The organism is Microbacterium sp. K35, from assembly GCF_004794375.1.
Classification (GTDB): domain Bacteria; phylum Actinomycetota; class Actinomycetes; order Actinomycetales; family Microbacteriaceae; genus Microbacterium; species Microbacterium sufflavum.
The window spans coordinates 1-20,968 of the sequence record NZ_SSDM01000137.1; the positions used below are offsets into that span (position 1 = coordinate 1).

Sequence of the window (20,968 nt, forward strand, 5' to 3'; positions counted from 1 at the left end):
TGGGGCGGCGTCCGCCACCGCCGCCCCACCCGCACCCTCGAACCCCTCGTCGCGCCCGGCCCCATCGGGGACCCCGGAGCCGACGACCGCACCCCGCACCGCACCACCGCAGGAGGACCAGTGACCGCGCCGATCAGCGACATGCACGAAGGGCACACCACCCGGGGTCGCTACGACACCCAGCCGACCGTGGCGCTGCCGCCGGGCGAGCGCATCCTGCGCGGCGCCGAGGCGTGGGCCGCCGCCGCCGAGCTCGCCGAGGCCCGCGCCCGCGTGACCGGCACGGCGCCCGTGCTGCTGGTGGACACCTACCCCGGCGTCGACGTGCCCGCGCTCGCCGCCCAGGTGGAGGCCGCCCTTCCCGCCTGGACCCTCACCGACGTGGAGACCGCGGCGCGTCCGGTCGCCGAGGTCGAGCGGCTGATCGCCCCGAACCTCACCGACGACCGGGTCTTCGGCGTCATGAGCCACTTCACCCTGGACGACTTCTACGACGCCGAGCGCCTCGACGCCCTCGCGGCCGCGATCACCGGAACCCCGACGGTCGTGGTCGGCTGGGGCGCGGCGCTGCTCGAGGACCGTCTGGCCGGAGCCTCCGCGACCGTGCTGGTCGACATGGCCCGCTGGGAGATCCAGCTGCGGCAGCGCCAGGGGGCCACGAACTGGCGCGCGGACAACCCCGGCGAGGACAACCTGCGCAAGTACAAGCGCGGTTTCTTCGTGGAGTGGCGGGTGGCCGACCGCCACAAGCGCACGCTGTTCGACACGCTCGACTTCGTGCTCGACGGCAACGCGATCGCCCCGGCCGAACCGCACCCCGACTCCCCCGACGCGGGCATGATCACGGGCACCGCCTTCCGGCAGGCCCTGAAGGATGCGGCGCACCGCCCGTTCCGCGTCGTGCCGTTCTTCGACCCCGGCGTGTGGGGCGGGCAGTGGATGAAGAACCTCATCGGGCTCGACCCCTCGAAGGACAACTACGCGTGGTGCTTCGACTGCGTGCCCGAGGAGAACTCGCTGCTGCTGGAGGGCGACGGCGGCGTGATCGAGCTGCCCGCGCTCGACCTGGTGTTCAGCCGCCCGGTCGATCTGCTCGGCGCCAAGACGTTCGCGCGCTTCGGGGCCGAGTTCCCCATCCGCTTCGACTTCCTCGACACGATGGACGGCGGCAACCTCAGCCTGCAGGTGCATCCGCTGACGGACTACATCCAGAACACGTTCGGCATGCACTACACGCAGGACGAGAGCTACTACATGCTCGACGTCGGCGACGACGCGGTCGTGTACCTGGGCACCAAGGAGGGCATCGACCCCGCCGAGATGCTGCAGGATCTGGCGACCGCGCAGGACGGCGAGCACCCGTTCCCCGCCGAGAAGTACGTCAACTCGTTCCCCGCCCGCAAGCACGACCACTTCCTGATCCCCGCGGGCACCGTGCACGCATCGGGATCGAATTCGATGGTGCTGGAGATCTCGGCGACGCCGTTCATCTTCACGTTCAAGCTGTGGGACTGGGGCCGCGTGGGCCTCGACGGCATCCCCCGCCCCGTGCACCTCGACCACGGCGCCCGCAACATCCAGTGGGACCGCGACACCACCTGGGTGATGGAGAACCTGGTCGACCGCGTCGAGACCGTGCACACCGATGACGAGGTCACCGAGGAGCGCACGGGACTGCACGAGCTGGAGTTCATCGAGGTGCGCCGGCACTGGTTCGCGCAGGGCGCCGATCACGACACCGAGGGCACGGTCAACGTGCTCAACCTGGTGGAGGGCGACGAGGTGCGGGTGGTCAGCCCGACCGCATCGTTCGAGCCCTTCGTGATCCACTACGCCGAGACCTTCATCGTGCCGGCCGCGGTGGGCGCGTACCGGATCGAGCGCACCGAGAACTCGCGGAGCCCGCGCTTCGCGACCGTCAAGGCCTCCGTGCGCGGCACGCGCACGGGTGACAACTGAACACCGACACCCGACACGAACATCGACACCCGACACACAGCACGAGACATCACCGCGAGGATCCCACCCGGGAATCCCTTGCACCGCCGTCATCACCTCGGTATCGTGAGACCAGATTTCTGGTAACGATACCAACACGAACAAGGGAGTTCTGAATGATTTCGCGACGCACGATCGCCGCCGCCGCGGCCGGTCTCCTCCTCGGCACCCTGGCTCTCGCCGGCTGCTCCGGCGACTCCGGAGGCGGAGGCGCCGAGGGCGGAGAGGTCACCGGCACGCTCAACTTCTACACCGACAAGGCGGCGTGGAAGCCCGACTTCGAGTCGCTCAACGAGGTCAGCGGCGACGCCGTCGACATCACCCTCAAGACCACCGGCTACTCCGACGCCAACCAGTACGACGCCTTCATCAAGCAGTCGTTCCGCACCGACAAGTCGCCCGGCCTGTTCACGTGGCACACCGGCGACTCGCTCAAGCAGCTGGTCGACGAGGGCCTGGTGGCCGAGACCACCGACATCTGGAGCAAGGCCGTCGACGAGGGCTGGGTGAGCGAAGACCTGCGCGACAGCTACACGTTCGACGGCAAGCAGTACTGCGTGCCCATGAACATCGCCTACTGGATCATGTTCTACAACAAGGCCGCCTTCGCCGACAACGGCATCGAGGTGCCCACCACGTGGGACGAGCTGAACACCGCCGCCGAGACCCTGAAGGACGCCGGGGTCACCCCGTACTACCAGACCAGCGTGCTGTTCACCTTCCAGTGGTTCCAGCACCTCGTCGCCTCCACCGACCCCGACCTGTACGCCGGGCTCACCACGGGCGACGTGAAGTACACCGACCCCGAGATCGTCGACGTCATGAACGTGTGGCTCGAGGAGCAGGAGAACGGCTGGTTCAGCGACGCGGGCAGCACCACCGACCCCGCGGTCGGGCTCAAGCAGGGCGACTACGCCATGATCAACTTCGGCACGTTCTTCGCCGGCAACCTCGAAGGCGCCGGCATGACCACCGACGACTACGGCATGTTCGCGATCCCCGCGGTGAACGGCGACCTCGACACCACCCCGGTGGCCGTCGAGTCCGGCCCGATCTGCACGGCCGAGAACTCGAAGCAGCGCGACCTCGGACTCGCCTACGCCGAGTGGTGGATGTCGCCCGAGGCGCAGACCGCGTGGAACGACGCCCACGGCGACGTGGCGTTCAACCCGAAGGCCGAGGTCGCCGACCCCGCCCTGGCCGAGCTCGGCGAGCAGATCGCCGGCGACGACTACTCCCTCTACGACCGGTTCTTCGAGGCCATGCCCACCGAGATCGTGACCACCGCGATCGAGCAGTTCGGCGCCTTCAACGCCAACCCGGGCGACCCGATGCCGTTCCTGGAGAAGATCCAGGCGACGGCTGACAAGTACTGGGCAGAGCAGGAGTAAGCGAGCGGATGGCGCATCAGAAGACGCCGTACCAGTGGTCCGCCCGGGGCTTCGTCGCCCCGGGCGTGATCCTGGTGGCGGTCCTGCTCTACCTCCCGCTGCTGTGGACGGTGTTCCTCAGCTTCACGTCGTACAACGGCCTCGGCAGCCCCGACTGGATCGGGCTCGACAACTACGTCGAGATGTTCACCGACGCCGACTTCGTGGGCTCCGCGATGAACACCGTGCTCTGGGTGATCGGCACCCTGATCATCCCGGTCGGCATCGGCCTGGCGATCGCGCTGCTCACCTGGAACCTCGGCGGGGGCATCTGGCTGCGCCTCCCGTTCCTCATCCCCTACGCCCTCTCCGGCATCGGCGTCGGCGTGGTGTGGTCGTTCATCCTCTCCTCGGGCGGCGCGCTCGACCAGGCCCTCGCGGCGTTCGGGATCACCGACCCGCCCCGGTGGCTGCTCGACGCCCCGCTCAACACCGTCGTGATGATCATCGCCTCGTCGTGGCAGGGCGTCGGCGTGAACGCGCTGCTGTTCACGATCGGGCTCCAGGCCATCCCGAAGGAGCCCCTGGAGGCCGCGCGCATCGACGGCGCCGGCGGCGTCCGGCTCTTCACGAGCATCCTGTGGCCCATGCTGCGCCCGCTCACCGCCGTGGTCGTCGGGCTCTCGATCGTCGCGAGCCTCAAGACCCTCGACATCGTGTGGGGCATGACCAAGGGCGGACCCGGCACCGTCTCCGAGACCCTCGCGCTGACGATGTACAAGGAGACGTTCGTGAACAGCGACTACGGCCTCGGCTCCGCGATCGCGGTGTTCCTGACCGTGATCACCCTCGTCGCGTCGGTGCTGTACCTGCGCCAGCAGCTCTCCCCGAAGAAGGAGATGTGATGTCGAAGATCATCCGCACCGCCGTGCTCGTCGTCCTCGGGATCGTGTGGCTGCTGCCCGCGTACCTGCTGGTCGTGAATGCCATGAAGGACCCGACCACCTTCACGTCGAAGGAGTCGTGGATCCCCACCGACTTCCACCTGTTCGAGAACTTCGGCCAAGCGCTCGAGCTCTCCGGCATCGGCGACAGCATCGTCAGCACCCTCATCTACTCGATCGTGTCGCCCACCATCGCCGTGCTCGTGGGGGCGGCGGCCGGCTTCGCGATCGTGGCCCTGCGCCTCAAGCGCGGCTTCCTGTGGTTCGTCGTGATCTTCGGCGGCACGGTGTTCCCGCTGCAGATGGTGCTGCTGCCCCTGTTCGACGCCTACTCCCGCACCGGGCTCTTCGACACCCGGCTCGGCATGATCATGATCTACACCGTGATCTCGGTGCCGTTCTCGGCGTTCGTGATGCGCAACTTCTTCACCGGCGTCGCGCACAACGTGTTCGAGGCCGCGGTGCTCGACGGCGCCACCACCTGGCGCATCTTCACCCGGATGTACCTGCCGATGGCGTCGAGCGCGCTGGTCGCGATCTTCATCCTGCAGGCCACGTTCGTGTGGAACGACCTGCTGCTCGGCCTCACGCTCAGCCAGTCCGACGACATCCGCCCCATCATCACCACGCTGTCGGGCATGCAGAGCACCTACGGCGGCGCGCAGATGTCGGTCGTGCTCGCCGCGGCCGTGCTGGTGTCGCTGCCCACCGTCATCCTGTTCCTCTGCACCCAGCGGTTCTTCGCCAAGGGCCTCGCGCTCGGCCAGTACTGATCCCCCTCCGCCTCGAAAGGCATCATGAATCCCCTCATCCCCACCGTCGAGGATCTGGTCGCCGATGCGGTCACGCATCACTACGACGACATGATCGCGCCCACGGGCCTGACGAACATGCTCGGCACGGTGCGCGTCGATCACGACCTCACCGCACTCAGCGCCGTGCAGTTCCCGCCCGTGTCGCAGGGGCTCACGCAGACCGCGGTGCTGTTCGTCGACGGCCGGCTGTTCGCGTCGTACGGCGTCGCCGTCACGCACGAGTGGCGGCCCGACCGGGTGGTGCGGCGGGCGACCGTGGGCGAGCTCGAGATCGAGACGACGACCGTGTGCGTGCCGGGGCGGACGGCGGTGGCGATCGACATCGCGGTGCGCAACACCGGAGCGACCGACCGCGAGGTGCGCATCGGGCTCTCGGCCGCGGCACGCGTGACCCGCTCCGCCGACGCCTGGCTCGACGCCGAGTCGCCCTCCGAGCGCGACACCGCCACGGTCGACGGCGAGTGCCTCGTCTTCGCCTCCGCCGATGCCGCGGCGTGGAGCGTGCAGGGCCTCACCGGAGGATCCGCGGCGCTGAGCGGCGTGGCCGAGCTGCCCGACGCGTTCGACACGGGCATCGGCGGCAACGGTCGCGGCGGCGAGCTGTCGGCCGTGCTCACCGTGCCGGCGGGCGCCGTCTCCCGCACGGCCTACGTGCAGGCGCTCGGCCTCTCGCGCGACGACGCCGCCCGCACGTACGCGCTCGTGTCGGCCGACGTGCCCGCGGCCCTGACCGCCGCGCAGGAGTTCTGGAACCGGCAGATGCGGGCCGCGTTCGACTCCGCCGACACCGAGTTCTCGGGCGCCCTGCCGCTGCTCGACACCGCGTCCGAGCCGCTGCGGCGCCTGTACTGGTGGGCGGTGCTCGGGGTGATCTGGTTCCGCCGCGACTTCGCCGGCAACGTGCTCGGGCGGTCGTACGACACGCTGATGCCGAACTACTGGGGCACCACCACGTTCATCTGGGACTACAGCCTCAGCTCCGTCAGCCACGCCCTGCTCGACCCCGACGAGATGCGGGCGCAGGTGCGGCACTGGATCTCCCTCGACATCCACTCGCACTTCGGCACCTCCTCGCTCACGGGCGGCCCCGTCGGCCGCTGGTACTCGGTGAACGACTACGCCATGACCCGGCTCGTGCACGACTACGTGCGGTTCACCGGCGACGTGGCCTTCCTCGACGAGATCGTGGGGGATCAGACGGTCGCCCGGTCGGTGCGGGAGTGGGCGACGAACTGGAAGGAGTTACGTCGCGACACCGCGCTGGCCGACTACGGCGAGATCGACAACCTGCTGGAGTGCGTCAGCTCCTACACGCACGAGGTCGCGAGCCTCAACGCCGCGAACGTGTGGAGCATGCGCACGGCCGCCGACCTCGCCGCACTGCAGGGAGACGAGACCGCCGCGGCCGAGCTGCGCGCCGACGCCGAGGCGCTGCTGCCCGCGGTGATCGAGCGGTACCTCCCCGGGACCGGTATCTTCGCCGCCGGGCAACCCGACGGCACGCTGCTGCCGGTTCGCCACTGCTACGACTTCAGCATCGTCGGCACCACCATCGCCGACGACCTCGCCCCGGGCGTGCGCGACGACATGGTCGCGTTCTTCCAGCGGGAGCTGCAGACCGACAACTGGATGCGGGCGCTCTCGCCCTGGGACCCCGACGCCAGCTACAGCCCGCGCCCCGACCACCAGTGGAACGGCGCCTACCCCGCCTGGCCCGCCGACGCCGGGCGCGCGCTCGCAGCCCTCGGAGCACCCGAGGTGCTGACGGCCTGGGTCGAGGGGCTCTCCCGCACCGCGAACCAGGGCCCGATGGGCCAGGCGCACTTCGTGGACGAGGCGGTGCCCGGCATCAACGGCGGCGCCCGCAAGGCCCCACCCCAGCTGCCGTACATCATCGACTGGGCGTGCTCGTCGTCTGGCGCCTGGATCGAGCTCGTGGTCGAGGCGCTGTTCGGGGTGTCGGTCGCCGCGGACGGCACGATGCGGGCCGCCGGCTGCGTGGCCGCCCTCGACCCGCACGCCGTGCTGCGCGGCCTGCGCGTCGGCGAGCGCGCGTACGACATCGACGCGGCCGGAGGGATCACCCGCACCCCTGGCCGATGACGCCCTTCCTCTCGCTCCGCTCTCTCGAAAGCCCGCGCAACCGACGAGACGACAGGCCCCCAGACGCACCACCCCCGCACCACCCGAACACGAAGGAGTGATCGATATGAGAAGACGCACGATCGCGGCAGGTCTCGCCGCCGCAGCCCTCGGCGCCGGAGCGCTGTTCGCCGCACCCGCGACGGCCGCGGTGCCCGCCGGCGGAGGACACGGCAGCGGCCCCGGCCAGTGCTCCCTGGTCGACAAGACGCTCACCGCCACCGCGAGCGTGAACCAGGGCCTCACCGACACGTTCACCACCTACGGCAACACGGGAGGCGAATGGACCGGCGGCGACAGCACCTACTCGCTGCCGCTCGGCAGGGGGAAGACCGGATGGTTCTTCTCCGACACGTTCCTCGGCACCGTGAACCCCGACGGCTCGCGGCCCACCGACTCCCCCTTCGTGAACAACTCCGTGGTGGTGCAGGACCGCCGGGGGAACCTGACCACGATCACCGGCGGCACCCCCGACGACCCGGCCGGCATCATCCCGCCCGAGCCCGACGGCAAGTGGTACTGGATCGGCGACCCGACCCCCGGCCGCGACGGGACCGTGCAGGTGCCGCTGCTGCAGTTCGCGCGCACCGGCACCGGCCAGTGGGACTTCGCGTGGACCGCGAACCGGCTGGCCACGCTCGACGGGCAGACGCTGCAGCTCGAGTCGATCGACGACCTCCCCTCCGCGACGGGCATCAACTGGGGCTCGTGGACGCTGGAGGAGCGCGGCACGACGTACGTCTACGGCATCGCCGACCCGGGTGGAGTGCGCTCCGCCTACGTCGCCCGCGTGCAGGACCGCGACGGCCTCACGGGCACCTGGACCTACTGGAACGGCACCGGATGGTCGGCCGCCGAGACCGACGCGGTGCCCGTGGTGCCGTACGTCGCGAACGAGTTCAGCGTCGCGCCCTACCGCGACGGCTACCTGCTCGTGACGCAGGACACCTCGGAGCTGTTCAGCACCCGCATCGTCGCGCGCACCTCGTGCTCGCCGATCGGCCCGTTCACCGACCCGGTCGAGCTGTACCGCACGCCCGAGACCGGAGCGCTGGGCAGCTACGGCGACCCCGACGTGTTCACCTACAACGCGCACGAGCACCCGAACCTGCGCCAGGGCAACCGCATCCTGGTGTCGTACAACGTGAACACATTCGACAACGTGGGCGACGTGTACGACGACGCCTCGATCTACCGCCCGCGGTTCATCGACGTGCAGCTCAAGGTCACCGGATGACCGACGACCGCACGGCGCTCCGGGGGCTCCTGGCCTCCGGGGCGCCGGTCACCTGGGTGTGCACGGGCGACTCGATCACGCACGGCCTCATCCACACCCGCGGCGCCAGGAACTACGTCGAGCACCTGCACGAGCTGATCCGGGGCGACCGCGGGCGCGTGCAGGACACCGTGATCAACACGGCCATCACCGGCTGGCGCGCCGACCTGATCCTCGACGACTTCGAGCGCCGCGTGGCCCACTGGCGGCCCGACGTGGTGACGCTCATGATCGGCACGAACGACTGCACCACGCAGTGGCTCGACCCCGTGATCGAGGTGTCCGCGTTCGCACGGTCGATCGCGGAGTTCGTACGACGCGTGCGCGACCTCGGCGCCGTGCCGGTGCTGCAGACCCCGCCCGCGGTCGACCTGCTCCATGCGCCCGACCGCGCCCGCATCGGTGACTTCGCGCAGGCGATCCGCGACGTCGCAGAAACCGAGGGCGTGATCCTGGTCGACCAGCACGCCGCCTTCACCGCGTTCTCCGCGGGCACCGGTCCGGGCAACGAGGACATGCCGTGGGGGCTGCTCGACGACGCGTTCCACCCGAGCGCCGCCGGGCACGCCCTGCTCGCGCTCGGCCTCGCCGACGCCCTGGGCCTGTCCGACGCGGATGCCGCCGCGGGCACGGGCTCCCCGGTGCTCGCGGACCTCTCCGCCCGCGTGGCCGTGGCCCGCCACCCGCAGTGGCCCCCGGTCTGACGCGCGACGGCGCCCCCGGGGCGCTCGCGGGATCGGAAACGCTCCGCCGGAAGCCCCCGCGGGCGCCTTTTCGCACTCGCACCTTCAGCGAAGCCCCCCGCGACGCCTTCCGCGGGATCAGAAGCGCTCCGCCGGGAGCCCCCGCGGGCGCCTTTTCGAACCCGCACCCCCGGCGAGACCCACGGCAGGACCCCCGGCGGGATCAGCGCCCGAACCTCAGCGGGCGACGTCGAGCACCCAGGTGACGCCGAAGCGGTCGGTCAGCATGCCGAAACCGGGCGACCACGACGACGCGGCCAGCGGTTCGATCACGCTCGCCCCCTCCGTCAGCGCCCCCCAGTAGCCCTCGAGCTCGGGGAGGGTGTCCGCCCGCAGCGACTGGAAGAACGCGCGGTCGGTGAGGGTCGCGCCGTTCTCCCGCCGCGTCGAGCCCGCCGTGGTCGCCGGGTCGTCCAGCCCGGGGATGTCGTACGCCATGAGCCGGATCCCGTGGTCGCCGTCGAGCTGGCCGAACACGATCCGGTCCGCACCGGGCGCGTCCGCGGGCCTGCCCACCTCGGCGTAGGTCGTGGCGTGCACGGTGCCACCGAACACCGAGCGGTAGAAGTCGAGCGCCTGCCGGGCCGTGCCGCGGAAGTTCAGGTGCGTGGTGGTGGTGAGGGACATGGGCTTCTCCTGGTTCTGCGGGCTGCCGTTCAGCGCCGCCGTGAGTCCACGATCACAGGGGTAGCGGTCGGTTTCTGTCCTCTCCCTCCCGCACAATGAAGTCATGACCGGAAGCTCCTCCCGCATGCTCGCGCTGCTGTCGCTGCTGCAGGCGACGCGCGACTGGCCGGGCCAGGAACTCGCCGACCGCCTCGGCGTCACACCCCGCACCGTCCGCCGCGACGTCGACCGGCTGCGCAACCTCGGCTACCGCATCGGATCGAGCAAGGGCCCGTACGGCGGCTACCGCCTCGAAGCCGGGTCCGAGCTGCCGCCGCTGCTGTTCGACGACGACCAGGCGGTCGCGATCGCGGTGGCACTGCAGGGCGCGAGCGCGAGCGGCGTCGATGTGACCGAGGCCGCGGAGCGCGCCCTCGCGACCGTGCGGCAGGTGATGCCCTCGCGGCTCCGGCACCGGATCGACGGCATCCGCTTCACCGGCGCGGCGGCCGAGGTGCGGGTGGACCCGGGGGTGCTGGAGGCGGCGAGCGCGGCGGTGCGCGACCGGCGGGTGCTGCGCTTCGACTACGGCGCGGCGGCGGACCGCCCCCCTCGGCGCACGGAACCCCATGCCGTCGTGGCGCGCGAGGGCCGGTGGTACCTGCTGGCGTGGGACCTGGAGGCGGCGGACTGGCGCACCTACCGGCTCGACCGGATGCGACCGCGGGTGCCGAGCGGGCCGTCGTTCACGCCGCGACCGCTTCCCGCGGAGGATGCCGCGACCCACCTGGCGGCGCGGGCGAAGGGCTCGACCACGGAGGACCGCTGGCCGTGCATCGGCGAGGTCGTGATCGAGCTTCCGGCGCGGGCGGTGGTGCCGTGGGTGGGCGACGGCGAGGTCGAGGAGCGGCCGGACGGGCGCTGCCGCGTGACGGTGGGTTCGTGGTCGTGGGTGGGCGTGCTCGCCGCGGTCGCCCGGTTCGATGCGCCCTTCACGGTGGTCGGACCGGAACCCCTGCGCGAGGCGGCGGAGACGCTCGCGGCCCGGTTCGCCACGGCCGCGGACCCGCCCTCCTGATCCAGGCGTACACGGACGATCCGGATACCGTGCGAGTCCATCGCGTGCTCCACACGAAGAGAGACATCGCTTCCGTCCTCACCGCCCGCATCTGACGCCCAACCCTCGCGGGAGAGCCGCCTCACCCGCGCCGGTAGACTGAAGACGCCCCGCCGGCCCCTTCCCTTGGAGTGCGCGTGACCACCCCCTCTGCACCTTCCCCCCAGCACGTCCCCGACTCGGTCGAGAACGCGATCGCGACGCCCGAGAAGGAGCAGCCGTACGGCGCGCTCGGGCTCAAGGACGACGAGTACGCGCGCATCAAGGAGATCCTCGGCCGCCGCCCCACCTCGGGCGAGCTGGCGATGTACTCGGTGATGTGGTCGGAGCACTGCTCGTACAAGTCGAGCAAGAACTACCTGCGCCGCTTCGGCCAGAAGGTCTCCGACGAGATGAAGGAACGCCTCATGGTCGGCATGGGGCAGAACGCGGGCGTCATCGACGTCGGCGAGGGCTGGGCCGTCACCTTCAAGGCGGAGTCGCACAACCACCCGAGCTTCATCGAGCCGTTCCAGGGTGCGGCCACCGGCGTCGGCGGCATCGTGCGCGACATCATCTCGATGGGCGCCCGCCCGGTCGCGGTCATGGACGCGCTGCGCTTCGGCGCGATCGACCACCCCGACACGGCCCGCGTGGTGCACGGCGTCACGAGCGGCATCAGCTTCTACGGCAACTGCCTCGGCCTGCCGAACATCGGCGGCGAGACCGTCTTCGACTCGGTGTACCAGGCGAACCCGCTCGTGAACGCGCTCGCCGTGGGCGTGCTGCGCCACGAAGACCTCAAGCTCGCCAACGCGACCGGCGTGGGCAACAAGGTCGTGCTGTTCGGCGCCCGCACGGGTGGCGACGGCATCGGCGGGGCGAGCATCCTCGCCTCCGACTCGTTCGACTCCACCGGCCCCACCAAGCGCCCCGCGGTGCAGGTGGGCGACCCGTTCGCCGAGAAGGTGCTCATCGAGTGCTGCCTGGAGCTGTACCGCGGCGAGCTGGTCGAGGCGATTCAGGACCTCGGCGCCGCCGGCATCTCCTGCGCGACCAGCGAGCTCGCGGCCAACGGCAACAGCGGCATGCACGTCTCGCTCGACAACGTGCTGCTGCGTGACCCCACGCTCACGGCCGAGGAGATCCTCATGTCGGAGTCGCAGGAGCGCATGATGGCGATCGTCGCGCCCGAGAAGCTCGACGCGTTCATGAAGGTCGTCGACAAGTGGGAGGTCGAGACCTCCGTGCTGGGCGAGGTCACCGGCGACGGGCGTCTCATCATCGACTGGCAGGGCGAGCGCATCGTCGACGTCGACCCGTCCACGGTCGCCGTCGACGGCCCCGTGTACGACCGCCCGGTCGCGTACCCCACCTGGATCGACGCCCTGCAGGCCGACGCCGCCGAGAACCTGCCGCGCGCCAACGACCCGGAGACGCTGCGCGAGCAGTTCCTGTCGCTCGTCGCGAGCCCGAACCTCGCCGACACCCGCTGGATCACCAACCAGTACGACTACTACGTGCTCGGCAACACCGCTCTGAGCTTCCCCGACGACGCGGGCATGATCCGGGTCGACGAGGAGTCGGGCCTCGGGTTCTCCATCGCGACCGACGCCAACGGCCGCTACTGCCAGCTCGACCCGTACGCGGGGGCGCAGCTCGCGCTCGCGGAGGCCTACCGCAACGTGGCCGTGACGGGCGCCACGCCCACCGCGATCACCGACTGCCTCAACTTCGGCTCCCCCGAGAACCCCGAGGTCATGTGGCAGTTCGGGCAGACGGTCGACGGTCTGGCCGACGGCTGCTACGAGCTGGGCACCCCGGTCACGGGCGGCAACGTCTCGTTCTACAACCAGACCGGCGACGTGCCGATCCACCCGACCCCGCTCGTCGGCGTGCTCGGCATCATCGACGACGTGTCCCGCCGCATCCCGTCGGGGTGGCAGGACGAGGGGCAGAACATCTACCTGCTCGGCACCACGCAGACCGAGCTGTCGGGCTCCGCGTGGGCCGAGGTCGTGCACCAGCACCTCGGCGGTCGCCCGCCGAAGGTCGACCTCGCGGGGGAGAAGCGCCTCGCGGGCCTGCTCGCTGCGGCACGCGACGAGTGGCTGATCTCGTCCGCGCACGACCTGTCCGAGGGCGGCCTGGCGCAGGCGCTCGCGGAGGGCGTGATGCGCTTCGGCGTCGGCGCCCGCGTGTGGCTCACCGAGATCATGGACCGCGACGGGGTGGACGCCGCGACCGCGCTGTTCTCCGAGTCGACCGGTCGCGTGATCGTGACCGTGCCCCGCGAGGACGACGTGAAGTTCCGCGGGCTGTGCGAGGGCCGCGGCTACCCGGTGATGCGCATCGGCGTGACCGACAGCGAGCCGCAGCTCGAGGTGCAGGACGTGTTCACCGTGTCGGCCGCCGAGCTGCGCGAGCGCTCGCAGGCCACGCTGCCGTCGTACTTCGGCCCGACCGTGACGGAGCCGGTGGACGCATGAGCGACAACCTCAGCGAGGACTACGGCGACCTCGGCGAGAAGCGCAACCGGCGCATCCGCATCGTGGCGTGGACGGTCATCGTGGCGCTGATCCTCGGTGGCGGCGGCGCGACCGTGCTCACGATCCTCCTCGGCTGAGCCGGTCTCTCGCGATATCGAACCCGCACCTTGGCATACGCGGCCAGCGCCCCACCTCTGCACGCAGATTCAGCGCGTTTCCAATAAATGCAGGATGTTGAACGCAGGCTCTACAGAACGCTCCACGACTGCACCGTGGTCAAGCCAAGCCGCATAGACTGCATCGCGTTGATGGCCGGCTGGAGCGCCCTTCGCATACTTACGTTCGTCATCGAAGCAGCTCTCAACCCAGCGACCGCTTGATCAATCGATGCAAGGTGGTTCGTCAATTCGGGCATTGAATGAAGCGATCTAAGAAGCTCATCAAGCTGAGCGTCGGCGACAGGCAGGTCGATGCTCCGCAGCTCATTGACCACAGCTCGGACGCTGGCGTCGGTCGAGTTTACGGTCTGCTGAAACACGGTCGCCTTTGCATTGAAGTCACTTGCCGCGTCGGCGATTTGCGGCACTGCCTGGCTCAGCCCCGCGGAACGCCTTTGTGCGCTACCGGCGCTCATTCGCGGCGTTGCTTGCTCGATAACGGCGCCCAGTGCGGTCATGGACGCGAAAGAATCCTGCATCGCACGTGTCGTCGATTCAACATCATTCATCAGCGAACTCAGATCCGCTTCAGAGTCCGCGCCGACCTCGACGACGTCACCGGAGGACTGCTCACGCTCGCTAAGCGCTGCCTCCGCAACACTCAAGGATCGGTCAAGGTCGTCGATCATTCTGTTCACCGCAGCGACCCACTGCGGTGATTCGTACCCGAGTGCCCACTCTTCTTCGATCACGCGGAAGTTCAGCCGCTCAATTAAGCGAACCTCGTCGATTGGATGTTCGCTGGTTATGTTGCGAGACCCTGCCAGGACAAGGGGCAGGACCAGTTCCGTCACCCCAAGTTGTCGCGCATTCTCGTAAAACGTATTCAGCTCCTCGACGCATGCATCACTGGTGAAGTACCGCATCGTCACAACTGGGATGAAGAACGTTGCCCCGAGAACGCTCTCCCTGATCTTGTTGCGCCAGTCTTCGCCCCACCCGATGGAATCACGGTCAACGAAGATTTCAAGCTGTCTTCCTGTCGCGGCCTCGAACCGGCCAGCCAGTTCTTCCTTGAGCCGGTCGACCACGTGAAGGTACACGTCATTGTCGCGCCGATGATAACTAAGAAAACAGCGCGTAACGGTGACTGCATTGTCAGGCATGGCTGCGACTGTATCGGAATAAGTCTCACTGAGAAAGGGCAGGCGAGAACCGCAGCGTAAGCCTCGGCACCTAGGCGCCCACCTACTCGCGTCAGCGCAAACTGTCCTGCGCTGCAGCCGGACACTCCACAACTCCTAGAGTGTGCAGATCCCGTCTGCCACGGCCGCCTTGTTCCTCGGGCGGAATCTGATGGTGAGCCGCCACTGCGCCGTCCGTTTCCTTCCTCACCCCCAGGCGTCAGCGGAAGAGGAAGCGCGTCAGGGCGACGACCGAGCCCGGGTCGTGGGCTTCGCGGCCGAGCGCCTCGACGATGATCGCCCCGAGGATCGCGCGACCGAGCTGCTCGACCGGGGCGTCGTCGGCGAGCTGCCCATCCCGGATGCCGCCGCGCAGCCGCTCGACGAGGTACTTCTCCACGCCGAGGCTCTCGCCCAGGTGCGCGCCGACCGAGGCGTCTTCGGTGGCGGCGGCGACGAGGGAGCGCAGCAGCACCCCGCCCTGCGGCTCCTCCAGGATCGCGAGGACGCTGCGCAGCCACGTCTCGACGTCGGCGGAGAGGTCTCCCGTGTCGGGCACGACGAAGTCGACCGGGACCAGGAGCCCTTCGGCCAGGCACTCGCCGATGAGAGCCCCCCGCGATGGCCACCAGCGGTAGATGGTCTGCTTGCCGACCCCGGCCTCTTTCGCGATGCCCTCGATCGTGAGCCGGTCGTAGCCCTGGTTGTGGAAGAGCCGAGCCGTGGCGGCGAGGATCGCCTCGCGGGCCGCGGTGCTGCGCACAGGGCCGCTGCGATGCACGTTCACCATGCGTTCAGGATAGCCACAGAACCCTAGACGAGACGTGCCGTATGATCTTTTCGTCTGAAGGAGATCACGTGGCCTCACTGCTGTTCCGTCTGGGTTCTTTCGCTGCGCGCAGGGCGTGGACGGTGATCGTCTCGTGGGTCGTGATCCTCGGCATCGGCGTCGGCGCCTTCCTCACCCTCGGCGGCACGCTGAGCAACAGCTTCGACATCCCCGGCACCGCGTCGGGCGCGGTCACCGACCAGCTCGCGAAGAAGCTGCCAGACACCGCGGGCGGCACCGGCACGGTCGTGTACCGCACCGACGACGGCGAGCCCTTCACCGACGAGCAGAAGCAGGCGATCTCCGACCTCGCCGCGAGCGCGGAAGACCTCGACGGCGTCGCCTCGGTGGTCGACCCGTTCGACGCCCAGCAGCAGCAGGCCGACCAGGCGCAGCAGCTCACCGACGGGCAGGCGCAGCTCGACAGCGGACGCGCCCAGCTCGACGCCGGACAGGCGCAGCTCGACGCAGGTCGCACCCAGCTCCAGGGCGGACTCGATCAGCTCACCGCGGCGCGGGCGCAGGCCGAAGCCGCCGGAGCGCCCGCGGAGCAGACCGCCGCCCTCGACGCGCAGCTCGCCGCCCTCAACGCGCAGCTCGCACAGCTGGAGGCGCAGCAGGCGACGATCGACGCGAACCGCACCGAGCTCGACGCGAACGCGGAACAGGTCGAACTCGGCTCCCGCCTGCTCGACCTGACGGACGGCATCGGCGTCGTCTCGGAAGACGGCTCCACCGCGATCGTCAACGTGTCGTTCACCGACCCGCGCCTGGAGCTGTCCGAAGAGGTCAAGCAGGCCACCATCGCGCACTTCCAGGACGAGAAGATCGACGGGGTCACGGTCGACTTCGGCACCGACATCGCGCAGGGCGTGCCCGAGATCTTCGGCGTGGGCGAGGCCATCGGGCTCGCGTTCGCCGCGGTCGTGCTCATCGTGATGCTCGGCTCGCTGATCGGCGCCGCGCTGCCCATCGTCACGGCGGTCGTGGGAGTCGGGGTCGGCGTCACCGCCTCGCTCGCCTTCTCCGGCGTGGTCGACATGGCCTCGGTCACTCCCGTGCTCGGTGTAATGCTGGGTCTCGCGGTCGGCATCGACTACTCGCTCTTCATCGTCAACAGGCACCGCAAGCAGCTGCTCGCCGGGTCGCCCGTGCGCGAGTCGATCGGGCTCGCCACCGGCACCTCGGGCACGGCGGTCGTGTTCGCCGGTACGACCGTGATCGTCGCGCTGCTCGCGCTCAACGTCACCGGAGTGCCGTTCCTCGGGCTCATGGGCACGGTCGGCGCGGTGTGCGTCGCGGTCGCGGTACTCGTGGCCATCACGCTCGCCCCCGCGATCCTCGGCCTCGTCGGCACGCGACTGCTGAGCCGCAAGGCCCGCGCGACGATCGGGCAGGAGCACGCGGCGGGCAAGCCCGTGCGCCGCATGTCGACCCTGCGCGCCGTGGTCACCGCGGTCGTCAGCATCGTCGCGCTGCTCATCATCGCGATCCCGTCGATGTCGATGCGCCTGGGGCTGCCGGACGGGTCGAGCGAACCGTCCGACTCCACCAGCTACCGCGCGTTCCAGGCGGTCGAGGAGCAGTTCGGCGAGGGCGCGAACGGTCCCCTCCTGGTGACCGCGACGCTGGACGACGCCGTGAGCGACGACGACCTGCTCGCCACCCAGGTGACGGTGGCGGAGAAGATCGCGGAGCAGGACGACGTAGCCGCCGTGGCACCCATCGCCACCTCCGACGACAACACGCTCCTCGCCTTCCAGGTGCTGCCGGAGGAGGGGCCGAACAGCGCCTCGACCGAGAAGCTCGTGCAGGACCTGCGTGCGCTGCCCGCGATCGACGGCGACATCACGCTCGGCGTCGCCGGTCAGGCCGCCATCAACATCGACATCTCCGAGGCCCTGGCGGCGGTGCTGCCGCTGTACCTCGTGGTGGTGGTCGGGCTGTCGCTGCTCATCATGATCGTGGTGTTCCGCTCGCTGCTCGTGCCGCTGATCGCGACCGGCGGCTTCGTGCTGTCGCTGTTCGCGACGTACGGCCTGATCGTCGCGGTGTTCCAGTGGGGTTGGGGCGCCGACCTGATCGGCCTGCACAGCACCGGGCCGATCCTGAGCTTCCTGCCGGTGATCCTCGTCGGCATCCTGTTCGGGCTCGCGATGGACTACCAGCTGTTCCTCGCCTCGGGCATGCGCGAGGCCTACGTGCACGGCGCCTCCGCACGAGACGCCGTCGCCCAGGGCTTCCGCGCCGGCCGCTCGGTCGTGATCGCCGCGGCGCTCATCATGGTGTCGGTGTTCGGCGGGTTCATCTTCTCCGAGTCGACCATCATCCGCTCGATCGGGTTCGGGCTCGCGTTCGGCGTGCTGCTCGACGCCTTCGTGGTGCGGATGCTGCTGATGCCCGCGCTCATGCATCTGCTCGGCCGTTCGGCGTGGTGGCTGCCGCGGTGGCTCGACCGTCTCATCCCGAACGTCGACATGGAGGGCGCGGCCCTGGAGCGCGACCACCCCGCCGTGCACACCGACTCCATCCCCGCGGTGCAGCCCCCGCGCACCAGGGCGGAGCGCCGCGCGCACGAGTGAGCCACGCGGCAGGCGCGCGCCGGTGTCGGAAGGCGCGCCTAGAGTGGGCGGATGAGTGAGGATCCGCGCGTGCTGCTGGAACGACTGCGCGCCGAGGCGGAAGGGCGGGTGCGCGCGACCGCGGCCACGCTCGACGAGCTCATGCACGACCGCGAGGGCTCGAACGACGACGACGAGCACGACCCCGAGGGTGTGACGCTGTCGTCGGAGTGGTCACGGCTCACCGGGCTGGCCGAGGCTGCGGCGGTGGAGCTGCAGCAGGTGGACGACGCGCTGGCCCGTCTCGATGCGGGCACCTACGGCGTCTGCGCGAACTGCGGGAAACCCATCCCCGCCGGGCGGCTGGAGGTGCGACCGTTCGCCGAGTACTGCGTCGCGTGCGCGGAGAAGCTCGGCCGCTGACACCACGTCACGGCACGGCGTAGCATCGCGGCATGCCCATCCACCTGGAGAACGTCGGGATCGCCGTGCGCGACCTGGAAGCCACGATCGCCTTCTTCACCGACCTCGGGCTGGAGGTGGTCGGGCGCGACGAGGTGAGCGGCGAGTGGGCGTCGACCGCGGTGGGGCTCGACGGCAACCACGCGAGGATCGCCGTGCTGCAGACGCCCGACGGCCAGGGGCAGCTCGAACTGTTCGAGTACCTCCACCCCGCCGCGATCGAGACCGAACCCACACTGCCGAACGAGATCGGCATGCACCGCGTCGCCTTCTCCGTGGACGACATCGACGCGTCACTGGCCATCGCCGCCCGGCACGGCTGCCACCCGCTGCGCGGCGTCGCCACCTACCGGGACGTGTACAAGCTGACGTATCTGCGCGGCCCGAGCGGCATCATCGTGATGCTCGCGCAAGACCTCACGAAGCACTGAGATCGGCCGCGTGGTCACCGGTGCGGGGGTCGATATCTGGCGCCCGAGGAGTCGCGCGGAGGAACGCCTCCCACCTCCGCGGCGCCGGAGCATCAGAGCGCGCGCGTGATCTGCTCCAGCACCGCGATGGGCTCGCGCAGCTGGGCGACCGGGACCGGGGTCTCGCCGGTGAGCAGCATCCGCACGAACGCGTCGACTCCGGGCCGTACGTAGTCGGGGCCGACCTCGATGTCTCGCTCGACCGTGCCGCCCGTACCGACCGCCGTCACGTGGAACGGCACGGCCGCGTCGCCCTCGGGCCGCACGAAGTCCAGCACCACCGGCACGCCGCCGACGCGGTAGCGCGCGACGACACGGCCGTCGGCCCGCTCGACCTCCACGCCCTCCGCCGCGCCGGGCAGCAGGTGCTGGGCGACGTCGGCGTGGTGGATGCCGTAGAAGAAGAGGCCGCCGTGCGGGCTGTCGGCGTCGGCCGGGCCCGAGACGGTGAGCGACTGGAGCGCGCCGACCCCGGCCACGGCGTCGGCGATCGCCGCGGTGTCGTCGAGCCAGCGGAGCGTCGAGAAGGAGGTGACGGTCGTGCCGCCACGCTCGGCCGCGGCGAGGATCGCGTCGGCGTCGTCGAGCGTCGTGGCCAGCGGCTTGTCGACCCAGACGGGAGTGCCGGCCTCGAGGAACGGCTCGGCGAGCGCGCGGTGGAGCGCCCCGTCACGGCTGGTCACGATGAGCGCGTCGACCGCGCCGTTGAGCTCAGACACCTCGGGGGCGATGCGGGTGATGGCTCCGAGCTCGGCGAGCTCCCTGGTGCGCTCCACCTCGCCCGCGACGAGGGCCGAGACCCGCACCGGGAGGTCGGCTGCATCCTCCCCGTTGAGGTGACGGACGATCTCGGTGGCATGAGTGTTCTCGATGCCGACGATCGCGACGTTCTTCGTCTCCATGCTGTCCTCCTCCACGGCGACCGGCGGAGGACGACGATGCCGCGCGCCCGCCCGGCCGGCTCTGCGCCCACCCTAGCCGCGGTCTGCCTCGCGGCGCGGGTCCACCACCGCGGACCTGCCGATCCGAGCCGACGGACGGCCGCCGGCGCCCGGCCCCTGCGCAGTAGGCTGAACCCATCATGGACGAGTTCATCCAGGGCTTCTGGACCTTCGCGGGGCACTACTGGTGGCTCGTCTTCCCGCTCATGGGCATGGCCGGAGGCGTGGCGAAGGCGTGGGAGCGCAGCTCGAAGCGCCGTCACGAACGCCGCCTGGAGACGCTGCGCATGAAGGCGCAGCTGAAGACCGCCGAGATCGAGGCCCGCGCCCTGGGCCGCGAGGCGAAGCGCCGCGGCCCGTCGGTGGTCGACACCACGGCCCCCGTGTCGACCGACGACCTGCTGACGCGGCTGTTCGCCGAGCACGACGAGATCACGGCCCGCTGGCTCGACTACGAGCTCGACGTGGCGAAGCTGATCGCCTTCCCCGCGATGAGCGACGGACGGCAACCGCTCACCGCCGCGTTCCTGCGCGCCAAGAAGACCGCCGACGCGCTGCGCCCCGCCTCGGCCGATGCGACGCTGTCGGAGCACCAGATCGCGGAGTACCTGCAGGCCGTGGGCGACTACGCGGTGGCGTTCGAGATCGCCGAGAAGGATGCCCGCCGGCTGCGCGACTCCACCTTCACGGAGGCGGAGCGCAAGCGCCTCGACCGCGCCCAGCAGCTGCTGAAGGTCGCGGTCGACGAGTCGGCGACCCAGGCCGAGCGCAACGTGGCCTACAAGCGCGTGCGCGAAGAGCTCGACGGCCTGATCCTGCTGTCGGACGAGGCCGTGACGGTGCTGGAGAAGCAGGTCGCCCGCGAGCTCCCCGCCACTCCCGCC

The 20,968-nt window shown here is 70.0% G+C and carries 18 protein-coding genes; 14 read left to right on the forward strand and 4 right to left on the reverse strand.

The window, feature by feature from the left end; all coding sequences use genetic code 11:
* The 7 genes from DW299_RS04445 to DW299_RS04475 form a co-directional block, all read left to right on the forward strand.
* A partial coding sequence (locus DW299_RS04445; RefSeq protein WP_342589047.1) for a class I mannose-6-phosphate isomerase occupies nt 1–1,959 on the forward strand: 1,959 nt, incomplete at its 5' end.
* A gap of 155 nt (nt 1,960–2,114) precedes the next feature.
* Nucleotides 2,115–3,389: an ABC transporter substrate-binding protein gene (locus DW299_RS04450; RefSeq protein ID WP_136031438.1), complete on the forward strand. Its 1,275-nt coding sequence runs from the start codon at nt 2,115–2,117 to the stop codon at nt 3,387–3,389.
* Nucleotides 3,390–3,397: 8 nt separating this feature from the next.
* Complete coding sequence (locus tag DW299_RS04455) at nt 3,398–4,273, forward strand: carbohydrate ABC transporter permease (protein WP_136035856.1); 876 nt, start codon at nt 3,398–3,400, stop codon at nt 4,271–4,273.
* Nucleotides 4,273–5,085, forward strand: coding sequence for a carbohydrate ABC transporter permease (locus DW299_RS04460; protein WP_136031434.1), 813 nt, complete (start codon nt 4,273–4,275; stop codon nt 5,083–5,085). The genes DW299_RS04455 and DW299_RS04460 overlap by 1 nt, the downstream gene beginning before the upstream one ends.
* A 24-nt stretch (nt 5,086–5,109) precedes the next feature.
* Nucleotides 5,110–7,230 carry a glucosidase family protein gene (locus tag DW299_RS04465; protein ID WP_136035857.1) on the forward strand — a complete coding sequence of 707 codons (2,121 nt, stop codon included), beginning with the start codon at nt 5,110–5,112 and terminating at the stop codon, nt 7,228–7,230.
* Nucleotides 7,231–7,336: 106 nt separating this feature from the next.
* Complete coding sequence (locus DW299_RS04470; RefSeq protein WP_168443076.1) at nt 7,337–8,506, forward strand: DUF5005 domain-containing protein; 1,170 nt, start codon at nt 7,337–7,339, stop codon at nt 8,504–8,506.
* Nucleotides 8,503–9,249, forward strand: coding sequence for an SGNH/GDSL hydrolase family protein (locus DW299_RS04475; RefSeq protein ID WP_136035859.1), 747 nt, complete (start codon nt 8,503–8,505; stop codon nt 9,247–9,249). The genes DW299_RS04470 and DW299_RS04475 overlap by 4 nt, the downstream gene beginning before the upstream one ends.
* Before the next feature lie 216 nt (nt 9,250–9,465).
* On the opposite strand, the gene DW299_RS04480 is transcribed toward DW299_RS04475, so the two are convergent.
* A complete protein-coding gene (locus DW299_RS04480; protein WP_136035860.1) occupies nt 9,466–9,915 on the reverse strand; it encodes a VOC family protein in 450 nt (149 codons plus the stop codon).
* A gap of 103 nt (nt 9,916–10,018) precedes the next feature.
* Here DW299_RS04480 and DW299_RS04485 point away from each other — a divergent pair, with 103 nt between their 5' ends.
* From DW299_RS04485 to DW299_RS18900, 3 genes are all read left to right on the forward strand, one after another.
* A complete protein-coding gene (locus DW299_RS04485; protein WP_136035861.1) occupies nt 10,019–10,972 on the forward strand; it encodes a helix-turn-helix transcriptional regulator in 954 nt (317 codons plus the stop codon).
* 176 nt (nt 10,973–11,148) lie between these two features.
* Complete coding sequence (gene purL, locus DW299_RS04490; RefSeq protein WP_136031417.1) at nt 11,149–13,479, forward strand: phosphoribosylformylglycinamidine synthase subunit PurL; 2,331 nt, start codon at nt 11,149–11,151, stop codon at nt 13,477–13,479.
* The gene (locus DW299_RS18900; RefSeq protein ID WP_168387183.1) at nt 13,476–13,616 is read left to right on the forward strand and encodes a hypothetical protein; all 141 of its coding nucleotides are present in this window, start codon (nt 13,476–13,478) and stop codon (nt 13,614–13,616) included. The genes purL and DW299_RS18900 overlap by 4 nt, the downstream gene beginning before the upstream one ends.
* A gap of 110 nt (nt 13,617–13,726) precedes the next feature.
* On the opposite strand, the gene DW299_RS04495 is transcribed toward DW299_RS18900, so the two are convergent.
* Nucleotides 13,727–14,803, reverse strand: a complete 1,077-nt coding sequence (locus tag DW299_RS04495) for a TIR domain-containing protein (RefSeq protein WP_136035862.1) — start codon at nt 14,801–14,803, stop codon at nt 13,727–13,729.
* 238 nt (nt 14,804–15,041) lie between these two features.
* Nucleotides 15,042–15,611: a TetR/AcrR family transcriptional regulator gene (locus DW299_RS04500; RefSeq protein WP_136031414.1), complete on the reverse strand. Its 570-nt coding sequence runs from the start codon at nt 15,609–15,611 to the stop codon at nt 15,042–15,044.
* A gap of 68 nt (nt 15,612–15,679) precedes the next feature.
* Here DW299_RS04500 and DW299_RS04505 point away from each other — a divergent pair, with 68 nt between their 5' ends.
* From DW299_RS04505 to DW299_RS04515, 3 genes are read left to right on the forward strand one after another with little or no spacing between them, the layout of a single operon-like run.
* A complete protein-coding gene (locus DW299_RS04505; RefSeq protein WP_136035863.1) occupies nt 15,680–18,232 on the forward strand; it encodes an MMPL family transporter in 2,553 nt (850 codons plus the stop codon).
* A 51-nt stretch (nt 18,233–18,283) separates the two neighbouring features.
* Nucleotides 18,284–18,634 carry a TraR/DksA family transcriptional regulator gene (locus DW299_RS04510; protein ID WP_136031410.1) on the forward strand — a complete coding sequence of 117 codons (351 nt, stop codon included), beginning with the start codon at nt 18,284–18,286 and terminating at the stop codon, nt 18,632–18,634.
* Between the two features lie 32 nt (nt 18,635–18,666).
* Complete coding sequence (locus DW299_RS04515) at nt 18,667–19,104, forward strand: VOC family protein (RefSeq protein WP_136035864.1); 438 nt, start codon at nt 18,667–18,669, stop codon at nt 19,102–19,104.
* A gap of 92 nt (nt 19,105–19,196) precedes the next feature.
* On the opposite strand, the gene DW299_RS04520 is transcribed toward DW299_RS04515, so the two are convergent.
* Nucleotides 19,197–20,045: a Gfo/Idh/MocA family oxidoreductase gene (locus tag DW299_RS04520; protein WP_136035865.1), complete on the reverse strand. Its 849-nt coding sequence runs from the start codon at nt 20,043–20,045 to the stop codon at nt 19,197–19,199.
* Between the two features lie 179 nt (nt 20,046–20,224).
* On the opposite strand from DW299_RS04520, the gene DW299_RS04525 reads away from it, so the two are divergent.
* Nucleotides 20,225–20,968, forward strand: a 744-nt coding sequence (locus DW299_RS04525; protein ID WP_205814325.1) for a hypothetical protein, incomplete at its 3' end; no start/stop codon positions are given.